The organism is Phreatobacter sp. GW821-FHT04C01 (assembly GCF_059420385.1).
Window position 1 is genome coordinate 215,621 of sequence record NZ_JBWKTP010000004.1, and the last position, 21,114, is coordinate 236,734.

Annotated in this window: 16 protein-coding genes; 10 read left to right on the forward strand and 6 right to left on the reverse strand. The window is 67.8% G+C overall.

The window, feature by feature from the left end; genetic code table 11:
• Window positions 1-15 precede the first annotated feature (15 nt).
• Window positions 16-822: an alpha/beta fold hydrolase gene (locus AC07WJ_RS17000; protein WP_494935798.1), complete on the reverse strand. Its 807-nt coding sequence runs from the start codon at window positions 820-822 to the stop codon at window positions 16-18.
• 261 nt (window positions 823-1,083) lie between these two features.
• On the opposite strand from AC07WJ_RS17000, the gene AC07WJ_RS17005 reads away from it, so the two are divergent.
• The 4 genes from AC07WJ_RS17005 to AC07WJ_RS17020 all read left to right on the forward strand — a co-directional run bounded on the left by AC07WJ_RS17005 (window position 1,084) and on the right by AC07WJ_RS17020 (window position 8,089).
• On the forward strand, window positions 1,084-3,789 hold the full coding sequence (locus AC07WJ_RS17005; RefSeq protein WP_494935799.1) for a winged helix-turn-helix domain-containing protein: 2,706 nt from the start codon (window positions 1,084-1,086) through the stop codon (window positions 3,787-3,789).
• A gap of 106 nt (window positions 3,790-3,895) precedes the next feature.
• On the forward strand, window positions 3,896-5,074 hold the full coding sequence (locus AC07WJ_RS17010; protein WP_494935800.1) for a phosphotransferase: 1,179 nt from the start codon (window positions 3,896-3,898) through the stop codon (window positions 5,072-5,074).
• A 4-nt stretch (window positions 5,075-5,078) separates the two neighbouring features.
• Window positions 5,079-6,407 (forward strand): aspartate aminotransferase family protein, encoded by a 1,329-nt coding sequence (locus AC07WJ_RS17015; RefSeq protein WP_494935801.1) that lies wholly within the window; start codon window positions 5,079-5,081, stop codon window positions 6,405-6,407.
• Between the two features lie 287 nt (window positions 6,408-6,694).
• Entirely contained in the window at window positions 6,695-8,089 is a 1,395-nt protein-coding gene (locus tag AC07WJ_RS17020) for an amidohydrolase family protein (RefSeq protein WP_494935802.1), read from the forward strand.
• A 340-nt stretch (window positions 8,090-8,429) separates the two neighbouring features.
• On the opposite strand, the gene AC07WJ_RS17025 is transcribed toward AC07WJ_RS17020, so the two are convergent.
• Window positions 8,430-9,314, reverse strand: coding sequence for an alpha/beta fold hydrolase (locus tag AC07WJ_RS17025; protein WP_494935803.1), 885 nt, complete (start codon window positions 9,312-9,314; stop codon window positions 8,430-8,432).
• A 405-nt stretch (window positions 9,315-9,719) separates the two neighbouring features.
• On the opposite strand from AC07WJ_RS17025, the gene AC07WJ_RS17030 reads away from it, so the two are divergent.
• From AC07WJ_RS17030 to AC07WJ_RS17040, 3 genes are all read left to right on the forward strand, one after another.
• Window positions 9,720-10,451, forward strand: coding sequence for a TetR/AcrR family transcriptional regulator (locus AC07WJ_RS17030; protein WP_494935804.1), 732 nt, complete (start codon window positions 9,720-9,722; stop codon window positions 10,449-10,451).
• A gap of 305 nt (window positions 10,452-10,756) precedes the next feature.
• Entirely contained in the window at window positions 10,757-11,722 is a 966-nt protein-coding gene (locus AC07WJ_RS17035; RefSeq protein WP_494935805.1) for a Bug family tripartite tricarboxylate transporter substrate binding protein, read from the forward strand.
• A 355-nt stretch (window positions 11,723-12,077) separates the two neighbouring features.
• The gene (locus tag AC07WJ_RS17040; RefSeq protein WP_494935806.1) at window positions 12,078-13,298 is read left to right on the forward strand and encodes a winged helix-turn-helix domain-containing protein; all 1,221 of its coding nucleotides are present in this window, start codon (window positions 12,078-12,080) and stop codon (window positions 13,296-13,298) included.
• Between the two features lie 80 nt (window positions 13,299-13,378).
• Here AC07WJ_RS17040 and AC07WJ_RS17045 read toward each other — a convergent pair whose 3' ends face one another.
• The 3 genes from AC07WJ_RS17045 to AC07WJ_RS17055 all read right to left on the reverse strand — a co-directional run bounded on the left by AC07WJ_RS17045 (window position 13,379) and on the right by AC07WJ_RS17055 (window position 16,187).
• The gene (locus AC07WJ_RS17045) at window positions 13,379-14,095 is read right to left on the reverse strand and encodes a ribonuclease activity regulator RraA (protein WP_494935807.1); all 717 of its coding nucleotides are present in this window, start codon (window positions 14,093-14,095) and stop codon (window positions 13,379-13,381) included.
• Between the two features lie 14 nt (window positions 14,096-14,109).
• Window positions 14,110-15,843 carry an L-arabinonate dehydratase gene (gene araD, locus AC07WJ_RS17050; RefSeq protein WP_494935808.1) on the reverse strand — a complete coding sequence of 578 codons (1,734 nt, stop codon included), beginning with the start codon at window positions 15,841-15,843 and terminating at the stop codon, window positions 14,110-14,112.
• 77 nt (window positions 15,844-15,920) lie between these two features.
• The gene (locus tag AC07WJ_RS17055) at window positions 15,921-16,187 is read right to left on the reverse strand and encodes a hypothetical protein (RefSeq protein ID WP_494935809.1); all 267 of its coding nucleotides are present in this window, start codon (window positions 16,185-16,187) and stop codon (window positions 15,921-15,923) included.
• A gap of 134 nt (window positions 16,188-16,321) precedes the next feature.
• On the opposite strand from AC07WJ_RS17055, the gene AC07WJ_RS17060 reads away from it, so the two are divergent.
• Window positions 16,322-17,884: a TerC family protein gene (locus AC07WJ_RS17060; RefSeq protein WP_494935810.1), complete on the forward strand. Its 1,563-nt coding sequence runs from the start codon at window positions 16,322-16,324 to the stop codon at window positions 17,882-17,884.
• Window positions 17,885-17,898: 14 nt separating this feature from the next.
• On the opposite strand, the gene AC07WJ_RS17065 is transcribed toward AC07WJ_RS17060, so the two are convergent.
• Window positions 17,899-18,615 carry an MgtC/SapB family protein gene (locus AC07WJ_RS17065; protein ID WP_494935811.1) on the reverse strand — a complete coding sequence of 239 codons (717 nt, stop codon included), beginning with the start codon at window positions 18,613-18,615 and terminating at the stop codon, window positions 17,899-17,901.
• 337 nt (window positions 18,616-18,952) lie between these two features.
• On the opposite strand from AC07WJ_RS17065, the gene AC07WJ_RS17070 reads away from it, so the two are divergent.
• Both AC07WJ_RS17070 and AC07WJ_RS17075 read left to right on the forward strand, forming a co-directional pair.
• Window positions 18,953-19,708: a response regulator gene (locus tag AC07WJ_RS17070; RefSeq protein WP_494935812.1), complete on the forward strand. Its 756-nt coding sequence runs from the start codon at window positions 18,953-18,955 to the stop codon at window positions 19,706-19,708.
• On the forward strand, window positions 19,705-21,063 hold the full coding sequence (locus AC07WJ_RS17075; RefSeq protein WP_494935813.1) for an ATP-binding protein: 1,359 nt from the start codon (window positions 19,705-19,707) through the stop codon (window positions 21,061-21,063). The genes AC07WJ_RS17070 and AC07WJ_RS17075 overlap by 4 nt, the downstream gene beginning before the upstream one ends.
• The last annotated feature ends 51 nt before the right edge of the window (window positions 21,064-21,114 follow it).

Below are 21,114 nucleotides of genomic sequence, written 5' to 3' on the forward strand. Positions count from 1 at the left end.
TTGGTGGCGTCGCGCTCAGCGGGGCGCGAGGAACGCGGTGACGCGGGCCGCCGCCGAAGGCGTGTCCTCGAAGACCAGGTGGCCGGTGCCGGGCAGGCTCTCCAGCCGGGCGTCGGGCAAATGCTGGAGCCAGTGGGCGGCATGGGCGATCGGGCGGACGCGATCCTGCTCGCCCCACAACAGCAGGGTCGGCGCCCGCACGCGGTGCAGCCATTGGCCGAGCTTGGGATTGCCGGATGCGCGCTCCCAGATCAGCCGCGCGACGGCGGTCGTCTCGCGGTAGCGCAGGGTCAGGAATTCGAGGTCGTGGCCCTCGGGCAGGAAGGGCGCCAGCGCCGCCGGATTGGTCGCGAGATAGCCGGGCAATTGGGCGGGCGGGATGGTGAACAGGTCGGTTGCCGGCGGATCCTTGACCACCAGGCCGGCGGGGGCGACCAGCACCAGCCTGTCGAGCCGGTGGGCGTGGGCAATGGCGAATTCGGCGGCCATCCAGCCGCCGAAGGAAAAGCCGACCAGATCGAAACGCTCCAGCCCCATGGCGTCGAACAGGTCGAGATAATGCAGCACATAGTCCTGCATGGAATCGATCCGGTCGTCGTCACCCGATTCACCGAAGCCCGGATGGTAGGGAATGATCACCCGATGGCTGTCGGTCCAGCGCCGGGCGAAGCCGAAACCCGGGAAGGTGCCCGAGCCGTGCAGGAAAACCAGCGGCCGGCCGGTGCCGGCGGCATAGACGACGGTCTTGATGCCGCCGATCTCGAACTCCTGCCGGTCGAACCCGTCGAGGGTTTCGCGGGTGCGGTCGATGACGGATCCCATGGCATTCTCCCCACTTGCCGCCGGGCGCCGGCGGCTCTGAACCTGGGATCGAGTGTGGGGATGGGCGGCAAGGGCCGTCACCTATCGAAAGATAGTCGCCGGTGAAACGTCATCCGGCTGTGCCGAAGCGCCGATGCAACCGTGCCTGGACGACGGTTGAATTCTGGCGGGGCGCTGACACAATGGCCCCCTGATCGGCGATGAGCCGATGGCCGCGGTGATGCCCGCGCACCGACCAGATCGCGAACCATTTCCGCGCAGATGACCGATCTTATTGCCGAAGACATTTTCGATCCGGGGTTCGGACGCGCAGGCGTCCTGGACCGGCAAGCGGTGTCCGACCGCCGGATGCCGCCGCCGCCGGAGCCGGCGCTGCTGCTCCGGCCGCGCCTGATGGCAGACCTGCAGGCCATGCGGGGCGGTCGCCTGACCATCCTGCGGGCACCGGCTGGTTACGGCAAATCGGCGCTGGTCCGGCAGTGGCGCGATCACCTGGTCGCCGAGCGGCGCCACGTCGTGACGATCGCGGTCAGCGGGCAGGGGGCGGTGCTCACCGACAGCATCAGGCGCCCCGCCACCATCCGGCTCGACAGCCATCAGGCGATCGCGCCGGTGGTCGAGGAGCGCCAGCGTCAGCGCGGCGAAAGCGTGCTGATCATCGACGACTGGCATTTGCTGGCCGCCGATCTCGCCGACGGACTGGTCGAGCGGATCGTTTCCGGGCGCGATTCGGGGCTGCATGTCCTGCTCGTTTCACGCCTTGCGCCCCGCACCGCCCTGGCGCGCGCCCGGGCGCTCGGCCAGGTCTTCGATATCGACGCGCGCGCCCTGCGCTTCAGCCGCGAGGAGGCCGCCGACCTGCTGCGGGCCGAGGCCGGCCTGAGCCCCGACGCGACCGTGCTGGCCGATCTGATGCGGGCGAGCGAAGGCTGGCCCTTTGCCTTGCGCGCCGAGGCCGCCGGCCTGCGCAACGGTGTCCGGCGTGGCGCAGGCCAGCGGATATCAGGCGAAAGCGGGCTCATCCACGACTTCTTCCGGGAGGAGATCGTCGGCCCGCTGCCTTCGGCCGTGCGCGATTTCCTGGTCCGCACGGCACTGCTCGATCGGCTCGATCCGGATCTTTGCGACACGATGCTGGGCGCCTTCGGCAGCGCCGACATCCTGGAACAGCTGGAACAGGCCGGCCTGTTCGTCGAGGCGGTCGACGACCAGCGCGGCGGCTATCGCTACCATCGGCTGTTCAGCCAGTTCCTGCGCAGCCTGCTGCGCCGGCGGCCACCGGCCGAGGTGCGGGCCCTGGCGATCCGGGCGGCCGACTGGCTCGAGCTGAAGGGCTGGTTCGGCGATGCCGCGGGCCAGGCGATCGAGGCCGGCGCCTTCGATCGCGCCGCCGACATTCTCCAGGCCCATTGCTTCACCGCCTATTGCAACGGCACCGGCCACGGTTTCGCATCGCTGATGTTGCGCCTGCCGCGCCGGGTGCTGCGCAAACATCCGAAACTCCTGCTCTATGCCGCCCAGGCGGCTTCCGTCAGCCGTGAATTCGGCCTGGCCGAAGACCTGCTGAGCCTGGTCGCCGACCATATGCGGTCGGCCAGCGCGCAGGAGACGTCGGACGGCGCCCAGCTCGACCATCTGGTCCTGCACAAGCGGATGCTGATGGCCCAGGCCGAGGACGACCAGCCGGCGGCGGAACGCAAATGTGTCGAGCTCATGCGCAATTGCGACAGCTTCGACCCCTATACCCGCGGCACCATTTTCGGCTCGCTGCTCTATGCCCGGCGCGAGCAGTTCAAGCTCGCCGATGCCGGCGATCTCGAAGGCTCCGGCATCCGCGAGTTCAACCGCTGCAACAGCCCCTATGGCCTGGTCTGGCACCTCTCGGTGGTCGGGCCGACCCGTTTCCTGACCGGCGACCTTGCCGGCGCGGCACGCCGGCTCGAACAGGCCTTGACGCTGGCGACCGCGTTCGAGGACCAGAGCTGGCTCGCCGAGCTGCCCGGGCCGCTACTGGCCGAAGTCGCTTACGAGCGCGACGACCTGGAACGCAGCCGCGACCTGCTCGCCCGGCATTTCCCGTCGAGCGCCAGGGGCTTTGTCGATCAATATGTGGCGGGATATCTGACCGACGCGCGCCTGACCGCCCTGCGCGGCGATGTCGGGGCGGCGGAGGCCCTGCTGGTCCAGGGCCTGGCGGTGGCCGAGCAGCGCAACCTGGATCGCCTGCGCCAGAACCTGATCACCGAACGGATCAGACTGCTGCTGCATTTCGGCCGGCGCGACGAGGCCCTGAAGGTCGGCCAGGAGGAGGCGCTTCTGGCGGCGCCCGACAGCGTCAAGCCGCGCGCCGAACTGACCTCGCGCGACGAGGCACGCGCCTTCGGCTGGATGCGGCTGGCGATCGCCCGCGGCGCGGCGGCGGAGGCGACGGCGCTTGCGCAACGCTGGCTGCGGCTCGCCGCGCAGGCCGGGGCCGTGCGATCGGTCGTGCGCTGGGAGATCCTGCTGGCCCGCGCCTTCCTGGCCGGCGACGACGAACGGCAGGCGCAACGCGCGTTGCGCTCGGCGGTGGCCCGCGCGGCGCCCGGCGGTTTCATGCGCAGCTTTCTCGACGAGGGCGGCGACGTGCTGGGCCTGCTGCGCGGCCAGCTCGACGCCTCGCCGATCTGCGACACGCCGGCCGACCGCTTCCTGGCGCGGCTCCTGGCGACCCGGCCGGACCAGCCGGACCGCCAGGCGGCGGGCCATGCCGGTATCGTCGCCGGCGAACACGGCGCCTTGAGCGCGCGCCAGATCGACATTCTCCAGATGGCGGGCGCCGGCATGCGCAACAGCGAGATCGCAGAACGGGTCGGCATGACCGAAGGGTCGGTCAAATGGTATCTGCAGCAGATCTACGACCGGATCGGCGTGCGCCGCCGCTCCGGCGCCATCCAGCGGGCGCGGGAACTGGGCCTGATCGGCTGACGCGATGGCCGATCTATTGGCCGGCCGAATAGATCACGGCAAAATATCATAGCGCCGGTTATTGCCAGGGGCCCGCGCTGTGCGGAATGTTCACGATGTCGCCCGCATGGCAGCGGGGCGGCCATTCCTGTCGAAAAGTGCCGGCGATCTCACCTATAAGGTGATCGGCCACGACCTCGGTTTCCGCGAATCCGAGGCCCTCGGCGGGATGACGGAGAGTGTGCTGACAATGCAGGTGGCTGAACAACTGGGCGAGCTTCTCGACGTCGCCGCGCCCGCCGTCACGGTCGAGCAGGCGAGATCGCTGGCACGCGATCATTTCGGCCTCGACGTCACGGTCCGGCCGCTGACCGGCGAGCGCGACCGGAATTTTCACCTCACGGATATCCGGCGCCGGGCCTATGTGCTGAAGATCGTGCATCCGGCCGAGGATCGCGCGGTCACCGATTTCCAGAGCAGCGCGCTGCTGCATGTCGCGACGGCCGATCCGGGCCTGGCGACGCCGCGCATCATTCGCCCGCGCGGCAGCCATTTCGGCGACGTTGCCTGGCGGGTCGCCGGTCAGCCGGACCGGCGGGTGCGCTGCCTGAGCTATCTCGAAGGACGGCCGCTGCACCTGACCGAGCGCAGCGCGGCGCAGCGGCGCAATCTCGGCGCCTTCCTGGCCCGGCTCGACCTGGCGCTGGCCGGGTTCCGACATCCGGCCGAGAACCACGACCTGCTCTGGGACCTGAAGCGGGCCGATCGCGTCCGGGGCCTGCTGGCGGAGATCCCGGATGCCGAACGCCGGGCCTTGCCGCAGCGCGCGCTCGACCGTTTCACCACCCATGTGCTGCCGGTTCTGCCCGGCCTGCGCAGCCAGGTGGTTCACAACGACTTCAATCCGCACAACGTGCTGGCCGGCCCGACCGACGACGACCAGATCGCCGGGGTGATCGATTTCGGCGACATGGTGCGCTCGCCGCTGATCCAGGATCTCGCCACCGCCTGCGCCTATCAGCTGACCCCGGACGGCCATCCGCTGCAGGGCGTCGCCGAGATGGCCACGGCCTTCCACGCGATCTGCCCGATCCTGGCGGAAGAAGTCGCGGTGCTGCCGGACCTGATCGCCACCCGCCTGGCGCTGACCATCGCCATCAGTTCGTGGCGCGCCGCGCGGCACCCCGACAATGCCGACTATATCCTGCGCAACCAGGCGGCTGCCTGGGCCGGGCTCGCGCGGCTCGACGCATTGCCGCGCGAGGACGCCATCAACTGGCTCGGCGCCGAAATCGCCAAGGGATGACGCCATGACCATGATCAATGCCTATGACGCGGCCGCCGCCACCGGCATCGGCGAGCGCGAGCGCCAGCTGATCGCGCGCCGCGAGCGCCTGCTCGGCCCGGCCTACCGGCTGTTCTACGCCAATCCCGTGCATTTCGTCCGCGGCGAGGGCGTCTGGCTCTACGATCCCGACGGCAAGGCCTATCTCGACGTCTATAACAACGTCGCCTCCGTCGGCCATTGCCACCCGCATGTGGTGGCCGCGCTCGCCCGCCAGTCGGCCGTGCTGAACACCCATACCCGCTACATCACCGACGGCATTCTCGATTATGCCGAGCGGCTGCTCGCCAAATTCCCGGCCGAGCTCGGCCATGTCATGTTCACCTGCACCGGCAGCGAGGCCAATGATCTCGCCTATCGCGCCGCGCGCACCTTCACCGGCGGCACCGGCTTCATCGTCACCGAACTTGCCTATCACGGCGTCACCGTGGCGATCTCGGAAATGTCGCCGTCGCTCGGCCAGGGCATTACGCTGGCGCCCAATGTCCGGACTATTCCCGCGCCCGACCTCTACCGTTCCGGCGGTCGCGACGTCGGCGAGACCTTCGCCGCTCACGTCCGCGCGGCGATCGCCGACATGCAGGCCAAGGGCATCAAGCCGGCGGCGCTGCTGGTCGACACGATCTTTTCCTCCGACGGCGTGTTTTCCGACCCGGCGGGTTTCCTGAAACCGGCGGTGGCGGCGATCCGCGAGGCCGGCGGCCTGTTCATCGCCGACGAGGTGCAGCCGGGCTTCGGCCGCACCGGCGAGGCGATGTGGGGTTTCGAACGCCACGGCCTGGTGCCCGACATGGTCACCATGGGCAAGCCGATGGGCAATGGCCATCCGGTCGCCGGCATGGTGGCGCGGCCGGAGATTCTCGAAACCTTCGGCCAGCGCACCCGCTACTTCAACACCTTCGGCGGCAATCCGGTGTCCTGCGCGGTCGGCATGGCGGTGCTCGACGTCATCGAGGACCAGGGTCTGGTCGCCAATGCCAAGGTGGTGGGCGAGCGCCTGATGGACGGCCTGCGGCAGCTCGCCAAACGCCATGAACTGATCGGCGACGTGCGCGGCGCCGGCCTGTTCGTCGGCGCGGAACTGGTCACCGACCGCGCGACGCGCCAGCCGGCAACGCTTGAAGCCGCCAGGCTGGTCAATGGCCTGCGTGACAAGCGGGTGCTGATCAGCGCGGCGGGCCCCGCCGCCAATGTGCTGAAGATCCGGCCCCCGATGGTGTTCTCGTCCGACAATGCCGACCTGTTCCTGACCGCGGTCGACGAGGTCCTGACCGATATCGCAAGGACGCGTTGATCCCGGTGGGGCCTTCGAATGTGAGGCCGCGTCAAATCGAAACGTTGCAGTGCGGTCGGCGGTCCTTCGAGGCTCGCAAGAGCTCGCACCTCAGGATGAGGGATGTAGGTGTATGGCATTGATGTTGCTCATGAACCTTGAACGAATGAGCACATCTTGCACCGCCTCTGATGCAACCCTCCACCCCCTCATCCTGAGGTGCGAGCTCTTGCGAGCCTCGAAGGACGGCCGAGCGTCGTGCCGTGCGCTTCAATTCGAGACGATCAGACTCTAGCGGAGTATCCGGCGTGAACCTCTTGATCACCGACACCGTCGCGGTCACCTGCGACGATACGCGACGCGTTCTCGACCATCATGCCATCGCCGTCATCGACGGCCGGATCGCCGCGATCGGACCGACCGCGGAGCTGGAGGCGCATTATCCGGCGCTCGAGCGCTTCGACGGCCGGCGGCTCGCCGTGCTGCCGGGCCTGGTCAACGCCCATACCCACACCGTGCTGATGGCGCTGCGCGGCACGGTGGAGGATTGGTCGGGCGACGCGATCTACCGCTACATGACGCCGATCTCCTATGTGATGACGCCGGAGGAGCGCTCGGTCATCGCCATGCTCGGCTGCCTGGAGGCGATCCGCAGCGGCACCACCACGCTGGTCGACCCGTTCCGCCATGTCACCACCTATGCCAAGGCCATGGCCTCGACCGGTATGCGCCTGTGGCTGTCGGAGGCCTGCGCCGATATCGACACGCGGCGCATCCGCCACGGCGACTATGCGGTCGACCAGGCCTTCGGCGAGGCCTTTCTCGATCGGGCGACGGCGCTGATCGAGACCATGCACGGCAGCCACGGCGACCGGGTGCGCTGCCAGGTGGCGGCGCATGCGCCGGACAATTGCTCGCCGGCCATGCTCGCCAAAGTGCGGGAGATGGCGGCGCGCCATGGCGTGACCCGGACCATTCACCTGTCGCAGAGCCCGGGCGAGGTGGTCGCGGTGAAACAGGCCCATGGGCTGACCTCGGCGGCCTATCTCGACCGCGAAGGCTTTCTCGGCCCCGACCTGATCGCGGCGCACTGGACCTTCTGCACCGAGGCCGATATCGCCATCCTGGCGGGGCAGGGTGTCCAGATGGCCCATACGCCCGCCAGCATTTCCCGGCGTGGCGCGCACAAGGCGCTGATCGGCAAGATCCGCGACGCCGGTGTCAGCATCGCCTTCGGCACCGACAATATGAGCGAGGACATGTTCCAGGCCATGGCCTTCGGCTCGATCATCCACCGCACCGGCCGCGGCCGGGCGGAGGAGGGCGGGGTCTCGCCGTCGCCGCAGGAGGTGCTCGACGCGGTGACCCGGGCCGGCGCCCGTTCGGTGGGCGCCGAAGCCGAGATCGGCGCGATCGAGGTCGGCAAGAAGGCCGACCTGACCTTCATCGATCTCCATACGCCGGCGCTCCGGCCACTGATCCGGCTCGTCTCCAACATCGTCCATTACGGCCATCCCGGCATCGTCCATTCGGTCATGGTCGACGGCGTCTTCGTGATGCGCGACCGCAAGGTCCTGACCATCGACGAAGAGGCGCTGCTGAACGAAGCGGATATCGTCACCCGGCGCGTCTGGGAGCGCATGGTGGCAGCCAATCCCGACATTGCCCGTCCGCCCGGCGAATTGCAGTGGCTCGGCGCCTGAGCGCCTTGGCCTTTTGATACCCCTGACCGTTGCGATCCCGCCGGCGTCAGGCCGGCGCGCGCGGCGTTTCAACCAACCCTTCCGCAACGACGCCAATCACGGACCGTCGCAGATGTCTCAGGGCCGCTCCGGCCCCGGCCGCCGCCACGTTGGCGGGACCGGGTCTCGTCCGCGCGGCCTCCGCCACGACGCTGCGTTTCGTGCCGGGGATCGATTCGGCATTGCCGGCGTGATGAAGGGCACGGCGGTGCTCTGGAACGTCCGGCCGGCCTGATCGGCGCGCCTCCGACGATGGGGGCCACATGTTCGAATCGTGTCGGGCGCGCCACCGCTCGCGCCATCACCGGCTCATCAGATTATCGGCCTTGGCCAGGTTCTCGGCGGGTGAAGCAAAGAACCGCCGCAGTTCTTTGGCGACCAGCCTCGGCTTGCCGACATTGTCGGCTGCCATGTGACCGATGGCCTTGAGCTCCACCCGCTCCGCCCGCGGCAGCTCGCGCTGCAGCGCATCGAGCGCCATGCCCAGATAGTGGTTGGAATTGTCGCCGCCCATCAGCAGCACCGGCAGGCCGATTGCGCCGAAGCGCTGCGCCTGACCCGCGGTGGCGGCGACGAGCCGTATGTCGTAGTGGACGGTCGGCACCAGCGCGCGGATGGCGGCCGCCGCCTCGCCGCTGCCGCGCAGGGCCATCCGGATCATCGGCGTGAGCAGTGGCCGGGGCAGGTTGGTGAACCAGTCGCGCCGGTCGCCGGTCCCCTTCATCGCCGAGACCATGGCGGCGGCGATGTCGCCGGCCGCAAGATCGGCCTCGTAGCGCGGCGCGAAATCGAGCGGCGACGGCGAACCCACCGGCACCGGCGGCTCATAGAGCGCAATTCTGTCGAAAGCCTGCGGATGGCGCAGCGCCGTCCACAGCGTGGCGATGGCGCCCGAGCTCAGCGCGAATACGTCGCGCGCGCCTGTTCGCGCCAGCACCGCCGAGAGATCGTCGACCTCGGTATCGATGCCGTAGTCCGCTCCTGGCGGGCCGCTGAGGCCGCGCCCGCGCCGGTCCGGCAAGTAGAGCGTGAAGCGGTCGGCCAAAAGCTCGGCGAGCCGCGTGAAATTGAGGCTGCTCTGCATCGCGCCCGGCAGCAGAACGAGGCCGGGACCGACCCCGATCTGCCGATAGCCAATAATGCTGCCGTCGCGCGAGGTGGCGTGATCCATCGACCATGGGGGCATGGCTGAACTCCGGGTTCGCCGCCGATGCGACGCTGGACGCAGGTGGTGGCGGACGGGCTGTCGAGCGGCGCGCCGCGCGGCCGGCGACGTCTGCGGGTCGAACCACCATGACGCCCGCGCCTCGAGCGCCTCGGGCACGCCCGGGCGGTGCAGCAGAAGCCCGCTCGCGCGGTTGACCAAGCGTGGCGCCAGCGCCGCCGGCTGCCTCGGTTCGTTGTGGTTCGGCCGCGCCGGGAGCTCGATCACCTGCGCATTGGCCCGAACCGGTTTCAAAGCCAGCGCCAAGCCGACCGGCCGACCTCCCGCTATCGCGACGTCAAATTCGGCCATTCGAAAACCTTGATACGGTGTTCGCAGTAACTCATATATGGTACTGGGTACGCTGTTCGCAATAGGAGAAATGCATTGGCCGAAACCGCCGTCCCATCGGTCATCTGGATGCGCCCAACACGCGGCAGCCGAGGCCCACAGCCCTCGCGTGACCGCGAGGCGATCACCAGGACGGCCATCACCATTGCCGACCGCGAGGGCGTCGCGGCCGTCTCGATGCGCCGCATCGCGGCCGAGATCGGTACCGGTACGAGCTCGCTCTACCGCTATTTCGCGCGCAAAGACGATCTGCTGAACCTGATGGTCGATGGCGCGCTTGCCGGTGGTGAATCTCGGCCGTCCGGTGATTGGCGCGCGGATATGCGCGATGTCGCCGAGGCATTGCGGGCGCGATTCAAAGACCACCCATGGCTTTGTTCGACGCTCGCGGGCAAGCCGACCCTCGGGCCGAACAGGATGCGGGCGCTCGAACAATCGCTGTCCCAACTCGAGGTCACAAAACTGAGTCTGGCCGAGCGGTTGGTGATCATCGACACGGTTGCGTCCTATGTGCGTGGCTTCGTCGCTTCCGAAGTCGCCGATATTGCCGCTCGCGCACAGTCGGGCCTCGCCGAAGAGCAATGGGATTCCGATCAGGCCGAATATGCTGAATCGCTCAAGCGATCCGGAAATTATCCGCTTTCCGCGGCCTTGTTCGGTGAGCTCGAGAAAACCGAGTCCGCGCACCGGCAAAGCGAGGGCTTTGCCGCAGGCCTGGATATCATCCTCGATGGCATCCAGGTTCGGCTCGATCGCCGTAAGGCCTGAGGTTTCAAGCCGTCTGGCGAGCCTCGGGATTCCAGATGGGTGCTCATGGCCGCCCGGCATCGACGCTTACGACGATCAACACTCGGCCGGCGTCTGCGGGAGGCCGGAAACCAGCCAGGTGCCGTTCTTCTTGAGCGCACCAATGGAGCAACGCGGCCCATGATCGAGGGGCAGGAATTTCTCCTATCGGCGCGTCGAATTGTGCCGTTGCGTCACGGCATGGGGCGTCCTATCGTCTGAGCATGAGAGCTTCCATGCAAGGAAGCCGCGCTTTAAGGATCGGGAGGAAGTCCATGAGAAGATTGATGATTGCGGCCCTGTGCGCGTTTGCCGGCCTGGTGACGCGCGCCGAAGCCCAGGGCACGGCGCCGGCAAGTTGGCCGCAACGGCAGGTCACCGTGGTGGTGCCCTTCACCGCCGGCGGCACGACCGACCTGTTCGCGCGCATTTTCGCCCAGGCGATGCAGCAGAAATTCGGCACACCGTTCATCGTCGAGAACCGCGCCGGCGCGGGTGGCACGGTGGGCGCCGGTTATGCCGCGCGCCAGGCCAATGACGGCTATACGCTGTTCGTCGGCACCGCCAGCACCCACGCCATCGCGCCCTATGTCTACAAGACGCTGCCTTATGATCCGGACAAGGATTTTCAGGCCGTCAGCCTGTTCGCCACCTTGCCGAACTTGCTGGTGATCAATCCGCGCATTCCGGCGCGGACGCTGCCCGAACTGATCAGCTATGTGCAGGCCAATTCCGGCAAGCTCAATTACGGCTCGTCGGGCATCGGCGCCTCCAACCACATCCCGGCCGAAATCTTCCAGAACATGACCGGCGCCAAGATGACCCATATCCCGTTCCGCTCGTCGAACGAGATCATGAATGCGCTCGCCGGCGGCCATCTGGATCTCGCCTTCGACAACATGACGCTGGCCTGGCCGCAGGCCCAGGGCGGCACGGTGCGCGCCATCGCCGTCACCAGCAAGGAGCGCAGCCCGACCGCGCCCGACATTCCGGCGATCGCCGAGACGCTGCCGGGCTTCGACGTCGCGACCTGGCACGGGCTCTATGCGCCGGCCGGAACGCCGCGGCCGATCGTCGAGCTGATCTCGGCGGAAGTGAAGCGGATCTATTCGCAGCCCGACGTCATCGCCAAGCTGAAGGAGATCGGCGCGGTCGCCGCGCCCAATACGCCCGATGTCTTCACGGCTTTCGGCGCGTCGGAACGGGCGCGCTACCGCGACATCGTCAAGGCGGCGGGCATCGAGCCGCAATAGGGAACGAAGCGGCGAGTGGCGAATGGCGAGTAGCGCATGGGGATGATGCCGCGCGTGCGGCGCATGAATCCTCACCCACGTCTTCGTGGGAGAGAATGGCCTCGGCAGAAGCAATTGCTTCTGCCCGACGGCAGCGGCCGGTGAGGGCGGTTGCGTCGGTGCTATCGGTGCATTTCGGGCCGAATTGACGGGCCGGCCCTGTTCAAACCCTCCCCCGGCGCCTGACGGCGCCACTCTCTCCCGCAAGCGGGGCGAGGGTTGACGCGCACGGCGCGATCGGTTGCACCCCCATTCGCCATTCGCCATTCGCCATTCGCCATTCGCCATTCGCCGCGACTGCTCTAACCTCGGCAGCATGACCCCGATTCCGCGCCGTTCCGACAGCCTGTCCCTGAAGCAAGCGCGGCGGATCGCGTTGGCCGCCCAAGGTTTCGGCCAACCGCGCGCCGAGGAGCCGGCACGCCGGCGCGACCTCAAGGCGATGATCGAGCGGCTCGGCGTGGTCCAGATCGACTCGGTCAATGTGATTGCCCGGGCCCATACCTTGCCGGGCTTTTCCCGGCTCGGCCGCTACGACACCGCCGATCTCGATGTGCTCGCCTATGGCGGCCGCAAGCGCAGCCTGTTCGAATATTGGGGGCACGAAGCCTCCTACCTGCCGGTCGACCTGCAGCCGATGATGCGCTGGCGCATGGCACGCGCCGCGCGCGGCGAGGGGACCTATACCGGCCTCGCCAAGTTCGGCCGCGAGCGGCAGGAGCTGATCGGCGAGGTGCGCCGCGAGATCGCCGATCGCGGCCCTCTGGCCGCCTCCGAACTGTCGCATGATCATCGGGGCGAGGGCGGCTGGTGGGGCTGGTCCGAGGGCAAGCGCGCCATCGAATGGCTGTTCTGGGCCGGCATCGTCACCACCAAAACCCGCCGCGGCGCCTTCGAGCGGGTCTATGACCTGACCGAGCGGGTGTTGCCGCGGGCCGTCATTGATACGCCGACGCCCGAGGATGCCGAGGCCCACCGGGCGCTCGTGCGCATTGCCGCTTTCGCCATGGGGGTCGCGACCGAGCGCTGCCTCAGGGACTATTTCCGGCTCGAGCTGGCCGATGCCAGGGCGGCGGTCGCCAGCCTGGTGGAAACCGGCGAGCTCTTGCCGGTGACCGTCGAGGGCTGGTCGAAACCGGGTTATCTCGCGGCCGGGGCGCGCATTCCCCGGCGGATCGAGGCGCGCGCTCTGCTCGCGCCTTTCGATCCGCTGGTCTGGCAGCGCGAGCGCACCGAGGCCTTGTTCGGGGCGCGCATCCGGCTGGAGATCTATGTGCCGGAGCACAAGCGCACCCACGGCTATTACGTGCTGCCCTTCCTGCTCGGCGACCGAATCGTCGGGCGCACCGACCTGAAGGCCGACCGGGCGCGCTCGACTTTGGTGGTCCAGGCGGCGCATGCCGAGCCGGGTGTGGTGGGGGCCGAGATCGTCGAGCCGCTGAAGGCCGAGCTCGCGCTGATGGCGGCGTGGCTCGGGCTGGAGCGGGTGGAGATCAAGGGCAAGGGCGATCTGGCGGAAGTGTTGGGGCAGGGCTGACCGAATCAACCCTCTCCCGATGGGAGAGGGTTGATTCAGCTGCGCTTTTGCTTTTCGCCCCTATTCGCCGTTCGCGCCGTTCACCGCCCCTTGGCCTTGCGCCATTCGGCGAAATCGACCTTCGACTGCTCGTCGGTCGGTGGGTAGAGCCCGAGGATCGAGCGGCCTTCCAGCACCTTTTCGGTGACGAAATCCTCAAAGGCGGTCATTTCCACGGCCTCGTCGGCGATCGCATCGGCGATGTCGGCGGGAATGATCACCACACCTTCGCCGTCACCGACCACCACGTCGCCGGGCCAGACCGCGACGTCGCCGCAGCCGATCGGCACGTTGATGTCGAGCGCCTGGTGCAAAGTCAGGTTGGTCGGCGCCGAGGGCCGGTGGTGATAGGCTGGGATCGACAGGGTGGCGATCTCGGGGCTGTCGCGGAAGCCGCCGTCGGTGACCACGCCGGCGACGCCGCGTTTCATCAGCCGCGACACCAGGATGCCGCCGGCCGAGGCCGCGCGGGCATTCTTGCGGCTGTCGATGACCATCACCGCGCCCGGCGGGCATTCCTCCACCGCCTTGCGCTGCGGGTGGCCGCGGTCGAGGAAGACCGAAAGCGGGTTCAGGTCCTCGCGGGCCGGGATGTAGCGCAGCGTGAAGGCCTCGCCGACCATGTTGCCGAGCGCGGGGTTGAGCGGGTGGACGTCCTGGATGAACTGGTTGCGCAGGCCGCGCTTGAACAGCGCGGTGCAGAGCGTCGCGGTCGAGACGCCCTTGAGCTTGTCGCGGGTCGAGGCTGTCATTGCCATGGTCAGATCCAATCTCAATAAATGGCCGGTTCGCCGACCGGCGCGCCGAACTGGGTTTCAAGGAAGTCGAAATCGCAGCCGTCATGGGCCTGGCGGATATGCTGGGTGAACATCCAGCCGTAGCCGCGCTCGTAGCGCTTGGGCGGTGGCGTCCATTCGGCGCGGCGACGGGCGAGCTCGGCGTCGCTGACCTCGACGTCGATGCGCCGGGCCGCGACGTCGAGCGAGACCATGTCGCCGGTGCGGATCAGCGCCAGGGGCCCGCCAATATAGGCCTCCGGAGAGACATGCAGGATGCAGGCGCCGTAGCTGGTGCCGGACATACGGGCGTCCGACAGGCGCACCATGTCGCGCACGCCTTGCTTGACCAGCTTTTTCGGGATCGGCAGCATGCCCCATTCCGGCATGCCCGGGCCGCCATGGGGCCCGGCATTGCGCAGCACCAGGACATGGTCCTCGGTGACGTCGAGGTCGTCGCGGTCGATATTGGCCTTGAGCGCCGGGTAGTCGTCGAAGACGAGCGCCGGGCCCCTGTGCTTGAGGAAGCGTGGCGCGCAGGCGCTCGGCTTGATCACGCAGCCGTCGGGCGCGAGATTGCCGCGCAGCACGGCGAGCGCGCCCTCGGCATAGATGGGATTGTCGACGGTGCGGATGACGTCGTCATTGTAGACGCCGGCGCCTTCGAGCGTTTCCGACAGCGGCCGGCCGGTGACGGTCAGCGCGTCGAGATGGAGGTGGCCGGTCAGCCGGCTCATCAGGCCGGGCAGGCCGCCGGCATAAAAGAAGTCCTCCATCAGATAGGTGTCGCCGCTCGGCCGCACATTGGCGATGACCGGCACCTTTCGGCTCGCCTTGTCGAAATCATCCAGCGTGATGTCGACGCCGGCGCGGCGCGCCATGGCGATCACATGGATGATCGCATTGGTCGAGCAGCCCATGGCCATGGCGACCGTGATGCCGTTCTCGTAAGCCGCGCGGGTCTGGATCTTGGCCGGCGTCAGGTCCTCCCAGACCATGTCGACGATGCGCCGGCCGGCCTGGGTGCACATGCGGATATGGTTGGCATCGGGGGCGGGGATGGCCGAGGCGCCGGGCAAGGTCATGCCGATCGCTTCCGCGATGGCGGTCATGGTGGAAGCGGTGCCCATGGTCATGCAGACGCCGTAGGAACGGGCGATGCCGGCCTCGACCTCGGTCCAGTCGGCGTCGCTGATCTTGCCGGCGCGCCGCTCGTCCCAGTATTTCCAGGCGTCCGAGCCGGAGCCGAGCACATGGCCCTTCCAGTTGCCGCGCAGCATGGGGCCGGCCGGCACATAGATCATCGGCAGGCCGGCGCTGGTGGCGCCCATCAGCAGGGCCGGCGTGGTCTTGTCGCAGCCGCCCATCAGCACCACGCCATCGACCGAATGCGAGCGGATCAGCTCCTCGGCATCCATCGCCAGGAGGTTGCGATAGAGCATGGTGGTCGGTTTGACATTGCTCTCGGACAGCGAGATCGCCGGCAATTCGATCGGAAAGCCGCCGGCCTGGAAGATGCCGCGCTTCACATCCTCGACCCGCGTCTTGAAATGGGCATGGCAGGGCTGGGCGTCGGACCAGGTGTTGAGAATGGCGATCATCGGCTTGCCGGCCCAGTCGGCGGCGTCATAGCCCATCTGCATCCAGCGCGAGCGGTGGCCGAAGCTGCGCAGGTCGTCGGCGGCGAACCAGCGGGCGCTGCGCAGGTCGGAAGGCGATTTGCGGGTCATGAGGCGTTTCTCTCGGAGATTCTTTGTCCTGGCGGTCTTTGGATCCATCCAAAGGCCTTGAGCGATCGAACACAAGCTCAGTTCTGCAGACCCCATTTGATCACCGTCGCCCGCGCGATGCCGTGGAAGACGAGGCTGTCGCCCACCAGGCCGATGATGATCTCGCTCCGCCGGCGGCTGCGACACCGGCAGCAGGCCCGAAAGCGGCGGCCGGCTTGAGCATCGAGCCCGGTTTTGGCATGATGGCGCACGATTTCTACCGACGAGACAGGGTTGGCCGAGGCAAATGCCGGGCGAGAACAGCGACGATTCCTCCAGCCCCCGACCACGAAGTCGGCTGGCATCGCAGAGCCGATGTCAGCGTAAAAATCCTTCGCACCATCAGCATCCCAGGGATGTTCTCTGACGTTCCGCGCGACCGCCGCGCGGAGCGGCGGTCGCTTGCTGCCATTTTCCCGACAACAGGACCGCTTCGATCATGGAATGGATTGCCGACCCCAACGCCTGGATCGGTCTCGGCACGCTCGTCGTGCTGGAGATCGTGCTCGGCATCGACAATCTCGTGTTCATCGCGATCCTCGCCGACAAGCTTCCGCCGCATCAGCGCAACCGGGCGCGGATCATCGGCCTGTCGCTGGCGCTCGTCATGCGGCTCGGCCTTTTGGCCTCGATCGCCTGGATCGTCACGCTCCGGACGCCGCTGTTCTCGCTCGGCGGGTGGCCGTTTTCGGGACGCGACCTGATCCTGATCCTGGGCGGTGCCTTCCTGCTGGCGAAGGGCACGATGGAGCTGCATCATCGGCTCGAGGGCCCGCAGGAGCAGAAGCCTGGCCAGGTCGTCCACGCGGTGTTCTGGCAGGTCATCGCCCAGATCGTCGTGCTCGACGCGGTGTTCTCGCTCGACAGCGTCATCACCGCCGTCGGCATGGTCAGCGAACCCGCCGTCATGATGATCGCCGTGGTCATCGCCGTGGTCGTCATGATGGCGGCGTCGCGGCCCCTGATGCTGTTCGTCAGCCGCCATCCGACCGTGGTCATCCTTTGCCTCGGCTTCCTGATGATGATCGGCTTCAGCCTGATCGTCGAAGGTTTCGGCTTCCACATTCCGAAGGGCTATCTCTATGCGGCGATCGGTTTCTCGGTGCTGATCGAGGCGGCCAATCAGGTCGGCCGGGCCAATCGCGTGCGCGTGGCGAGCTCCCGGGACCTGCGCGACCGCACGGCCTCGGCGGTTCTGCGCCTGCTCGGCGGCGAGCGCGAGACGTCGCCTTTGTCGGAGACCGTCGACGGCATTGCCGAGCGGACCGCGGCGGCCGCGGTGTTCAAGCCCGAAGAGAAGGAAATGATCCGCGGCGTCCTCGACCTCGCGGAGCGGCCGATCCGCTCCATCATGTCGCCGCGCAACCGGGTCGAGTGGCTCGATCTCGATGATCCCGAGGAGACGTTGCGCCGGGACATCCGCCGGCTCACCCATTCGCGGGTGGTTCTCGCCCATGGCCGGGTCGACGATTTCGTCGGCGTCGCGCTGGTCAAGGATCTCTTGAATGCGCTCGCCCATGACGGCCGGATCGATTGGTCGAGCGTGCAGCGGCAGCCGCTGGTCGTTCACGAGAGCATCAAGGTGCTGCGCGCCATGGAGCAGCTGCGCCAGGCGCCGGTGCAGATGGCCGTGGTCGTCGACGAGCACGGCGCCTTCGAGGGAGTGGCGACGCCGGCCGACATTCTCGAAGCCATCGCCGGCGAGTTCCCCGACGAGGGCGAGCAGGCGGCGGCGGTCGCGCGCGCCGAGGACGGTTCCTGGATGGTCGACGGCGCGGTCGACATTCGCCGCCTGAGCAGCCTGGTCGAGGTCAATCTGGTCGACCGCCACAACCGCTATGCGACGCTCGCCGGCTATCTCCTGTCCCATCTCGGCCACCTGCCGGTTGCGGGCGAGCGCGTGGTCGAGCAGGGCCTGGCCTTCGAGATCGTCGAAACCGACGGCCGCAATATCGGCAAGGTCAGGATCTCGGTTCAGGCCGCCCTGGCCGACCCGTCCTGACCAGGAACTGGCGGTCAGTCGCTGGTCCGGATGGTCCAGGTGGCATGCTGGACGAAGGGCTGGGCCTCGAGCATGCGGGCGACCGTGTCGAGCTCGGCCGAATCGACGGCCGTCGACATCAAGGTAGCGACGACCTCGATCAGGTCGTCGGCGCGTTCGACGGCGTCGACCTCGCGTGCCGGGTAATGGGCCTTGTCGAGCAAGTCGACGATCAGTTCACGCGCCTGGTCCTGGCGCTCGGCCGGCACGGTGACGCGGATCTCGTAGGTCGCCTCGGTCTGGCTCTCGTCGATCGGCGAGCGGTTGATGGCATTGACCAGCGGCCGCAGCAACGTATTGCCGGCGAGCACCACCAGCGCCAGGAGCACGGCTTCGGCCGGCAGGTCGGCGCCGGCGAAGGCGCCGACGGCGGCCGAGCACCAGAGCGTCGCTGCGGTGTTCAGGCCGCGGACGTTCATGCCCTCCTTCATGATCACGCCGGCACCGAGAAAGCCGATGCCGGAGACGACATAGGCCGTGACCTGAATGGCGCCGCGGGTGCCCTCGAGCCGCATGCCGAGATCGACGAAAGCGGCGGCGCCCACCGCCACCAGCACGGCGGTCCGCAAGCCGGCGGTGCGCTGGCGGTACTGACGCTCGGCGCCGATCGCCGTGCCGAGCACAAAGGCGGTGACCAGACTGACCAGCGTGTTGAGGAATTCGGCGAGATTGAAGGCGGTCAGGGCATTCATGGGGCACTTCGCGGCGCGAGCGGATCTGACGAGAATGACAGGCCCGGCTCAATGCTCAAGTGTTGTGACAGGAACGTGTCACGGGGCCGCCGGGCGAGGGTGGTCGCGTCGGTGCTCTCGGTGCATTTCCGATCGATGCATGAGATGAGACTCGGCCGGTTCCTTCGGCGCGGAATGCACGTCACGCATCGACGCGGCGACCCTGACCCCGGTCCTCCGGACCGACCCTCTCCCACGAAGGCGCCGGAGAGGGTTGCGCGCGAGGGGCGCGCGACTCATCTTCCATTCGCCATTCGCCATTCGCCATTCGCCATTCGCCATTCGGGACCGCCGCACCATGCCAGACGAGCACCTGCCATTCCCAGCGGCCGCGGCCTCCGAGGTCGAGCCGCATGTGCTTGTCGTCGACGACGATGGCGAGATCCGCACGCTGGTCGCCAAATTCCTGCGCGATAACGGTTTTCGCGTCTCGACCGCGCGCGACGGGCGCGAAATGCGCGACGTGCTCGCGGCCGCCGCCATCAACCTGGTGGTGCTCGACATCATGCTGCCGGGCACCAACGGGCTGGATCTCGCCCGCGATCTCAGGCGCACCTCGTCGCTGCCGATCGTCATGCTGACCGCCAAGGGCGACGAGACCGACCGGGTGGTCGGGCTGGAGATCGGCGCCGACGACTATATCGCCAAGCCGTTCAGCCCGCGCGAATTGCTGGCGCGGATCAAGGCAGTGCTCAGGCGAGTCAATATCGCGCCGGTGGTGAACGGCACGCCCGGCAAGCTGTTCCGTTTCGAAGGCTGGACGCTGGATCCGGCGCGGCGCGAGCTGACCGATCCGGCGGGCGTGGTGGTCGACCTGTCGACCGGCGAATATGACCTCCTGCTATCGTTCATCGAGGGGCCGCAACGCGTGCTGTCGCGCGATCAGTTGCTCGATCGCGCCCATAATCGCGTCGCTTCGGGTTTCGATCGCTCGATCGACGTGCAGATCAGCCGGCTGCGCCGCAAGATCGAGCCGACCGAAGACGCGCCGCCGATGATCAAGACCGTGCGTGGAGCCGGCTACATGTTTGTCCCGAAGGTCGAGCGGGCATGACATGGCTGGGCGACACCATCGCCGGACGCACCATCGTGGTGCTGCTGGTAGCCATGGGCATGCTGCACCTGGCGAGCCTCTGGGCCTATCAGTCGTCGATCGAGCAGGAGGTCTCGATCACCAATGAGACGCTGGTCGCCGACCGGCTGGTGGCGGTGGCGCGGGCGGTGGCGCGGGCCGCCCCGGCCGACCGTGACGACACCGCCCATGCCCTGTCGGGCGGGCCGCTGAACGCCCATTGGAGCCCCAGCCGCCAGGTCATGCCGATCGCGGGAACGTCGCCGTTCCTCGTCGGCTTGCGAAGCCGCATCCTGGAGGCGGCGCCCGATATCGGCGCCGACGGGGTGGTCACCGGCGTCCATACGGTGACCGACGACGATCCACATCTGGCGCTCGTCTCGATCCGCCTGCCGGACCAGAGCTGGGTCAATATCAACCTGGTCCAGTTCAGGCCGCATGAACATGCGGCATCGGCCCATGGCACCGTGCTGTCGACCACGCTGATGGCGGTCGGCATCGTCATCGTCGGCATTCTGCTGGTGCGCTGGTTCGCCCGGCCGCTGGCGCTGGTGGCCGCGGCCTCGCGCGATCTCTACACCACCGCCGAACCCAAGCGGCTGGCCGAGACCGGCCCGCGCGAGGTGCGCGACCTCGCCCATGCCTTCAACGAGATGCAGGACCGCATCGCCAAGCTGATCGACGACCGGACGCAGACGCTCGCCGCGGTGTCGCACGACCTGAAGACGCCGATCACCCGGCTGCGCTTCCGGATCGAGGACCTGCCGGCGAAGAGCCGGACGCTGATCGCCGCCGACCTGACCGAGATGGAGCGCATGCTGGACGGTACGCTGGCCTTCCTGAAGGGAGACCGGTCCGACGAGGCGGTCCGCTCGATCGATCTCGCCAGCCTGATCGAGACGATCGTCGACGACCTGGCCGACCAGGGGGCGACGGTCAGCTACGACGGACCGCGATCGGTGGTGGTCAAGGGACGCCGGCTCGCGCTGAAGCGGGCCTTGTCCAACCTGATCGACAACGCGGTGAAATATGGCGGCACCGCGCGTGTCGGCATGACCATGTCCGAACAATCCGCCATCGTGACGATCGATGACGACGGGCCGGGCATTCCCCCGGCATCCGTCGAGGACATGTTTCGTCCCTTCGTCCGGCTCGAGGCGTCGCGCAATGCCGAAACCGGCGGCGTCGGGCTGGGATTGACGGTTGCCCGTACCATCCTGCGCGGCCATGGCGGCGACGTGACCATGGCCAATCGCGACGGCGGAGGCCTGCGCGTCAGCGTCATCTTGCCGCGCGCTGCTGCAACAATCCGTAACAAAGGCGAAATCGGCGCGTAACAGGGGCCACGCAAACGGGGCGGATAGTGTCCGCGAACCGGTCTGACGATG

Excerpts from the sequence above, each read along its gene's own strand:
- AC07WJ_RS17000 (WP_494935798.1), bottom strand. The coding sequence starts at position 822 with ATGGGATCCGTCATCGACCGCACCCGCGAAACCCTCGACGGGTTCGAC.
- AC07WJ_RS17005 (WP_494935799.1), top strand. The coding sequence starts at position 1,084 with ATGACCGATCTTATTGCCGAAGACATTTTCGATCCGGGGTTCGGACGC.
- AC07WJ_RS17010 (WP_494935800.1), top strand. The coding sequence starts at position 3,896 with ATGGCAGCGGGGCGGCCATTCCTGTCGAAAAGTGCCGGCGATCTCACC.
- AC07WJ_RS17015 (WP_494935801.1), top strand. The coding sequence starts at position 5,079 with ATGACCATGATCAATGCCTATGACGCGGCCGCCGCCACCGGCATCGGC.
- AC07WJ_RS17025 (WP_494935803.1), bottom strand. The coding sequence starts at position 9,314 with ATGCCCCCATGGTCGATGGATCACGCCACCTCGCGCGACGGCAGCATT.
- AC07WJ_RS17035 (WP_494935805.1), top strand. The coding sequence starts at position 10,757 with ATGATTGCGGCCCTGTGCGCGTTTGCCGGCCTGGTGACGCGCGCCGAA.
- AC07WJ_RS17040 (WP_494935806.1), top strand. The coding sequence starts at position 12,078 with ATGACCCCGATTCCGCGCCGTTCCGACAGCCTGTCCCTGAAGCAAGCG.
- AC07WJ_RS17045 (WP_494935807.1), bottom strand. The coding sequence starts at position 14,095 with ATGGCAATGACAGCCTCGACCCGCGACAAGCTCAAGGGCGTCTCGACC.
- araD (WP_494935808.1), bottom strand. The coding sequence starts at position 15,843 with ATGACCCGCAAATCGCCTTCCGACCTGCGCAGCGCCCGCTGGTTCGCC.
- AC07WJ_RS17055 (WP_494935809.1), bottom strand. The coding sequence starts at position 16,187 with ATGCCAGCCGACTTCGTGGTCGGGGGCTGGAGGAATCGTCGCTGTTCT.
- AC07WJ_RS17060 (WP_494935810.1), top strand. The coding sequence starts at position 16,322 with ATGGAATGGATTGCCGACCCCAACGCCTGGATCGGTCTCGGCACGCTC.
- AC07WJ_RS17065 (WP_494935811.1), bottom strand. The coding sequence starts at position 18,615 with ATGAATGCCCTGACCGCCTTCAATCTCGCCGAATTCCTCAACACGCTG.
- AC07WJ_RS17070 (WP_494935812.1), top strand. The coding sequence starts at position 18,953 with ATGCCAGACGAGCACCTGCCATTCCCAGCGGCCGCGGCCTCCGAGGTC.
- AC07WJ_RS17075 (WP_494935813.1), top strand. The coding sequence starts at position 19,705 with ATGACATGGCTGGGCGACACCATCGCCGGACGCACCATCGTGGTGCTG.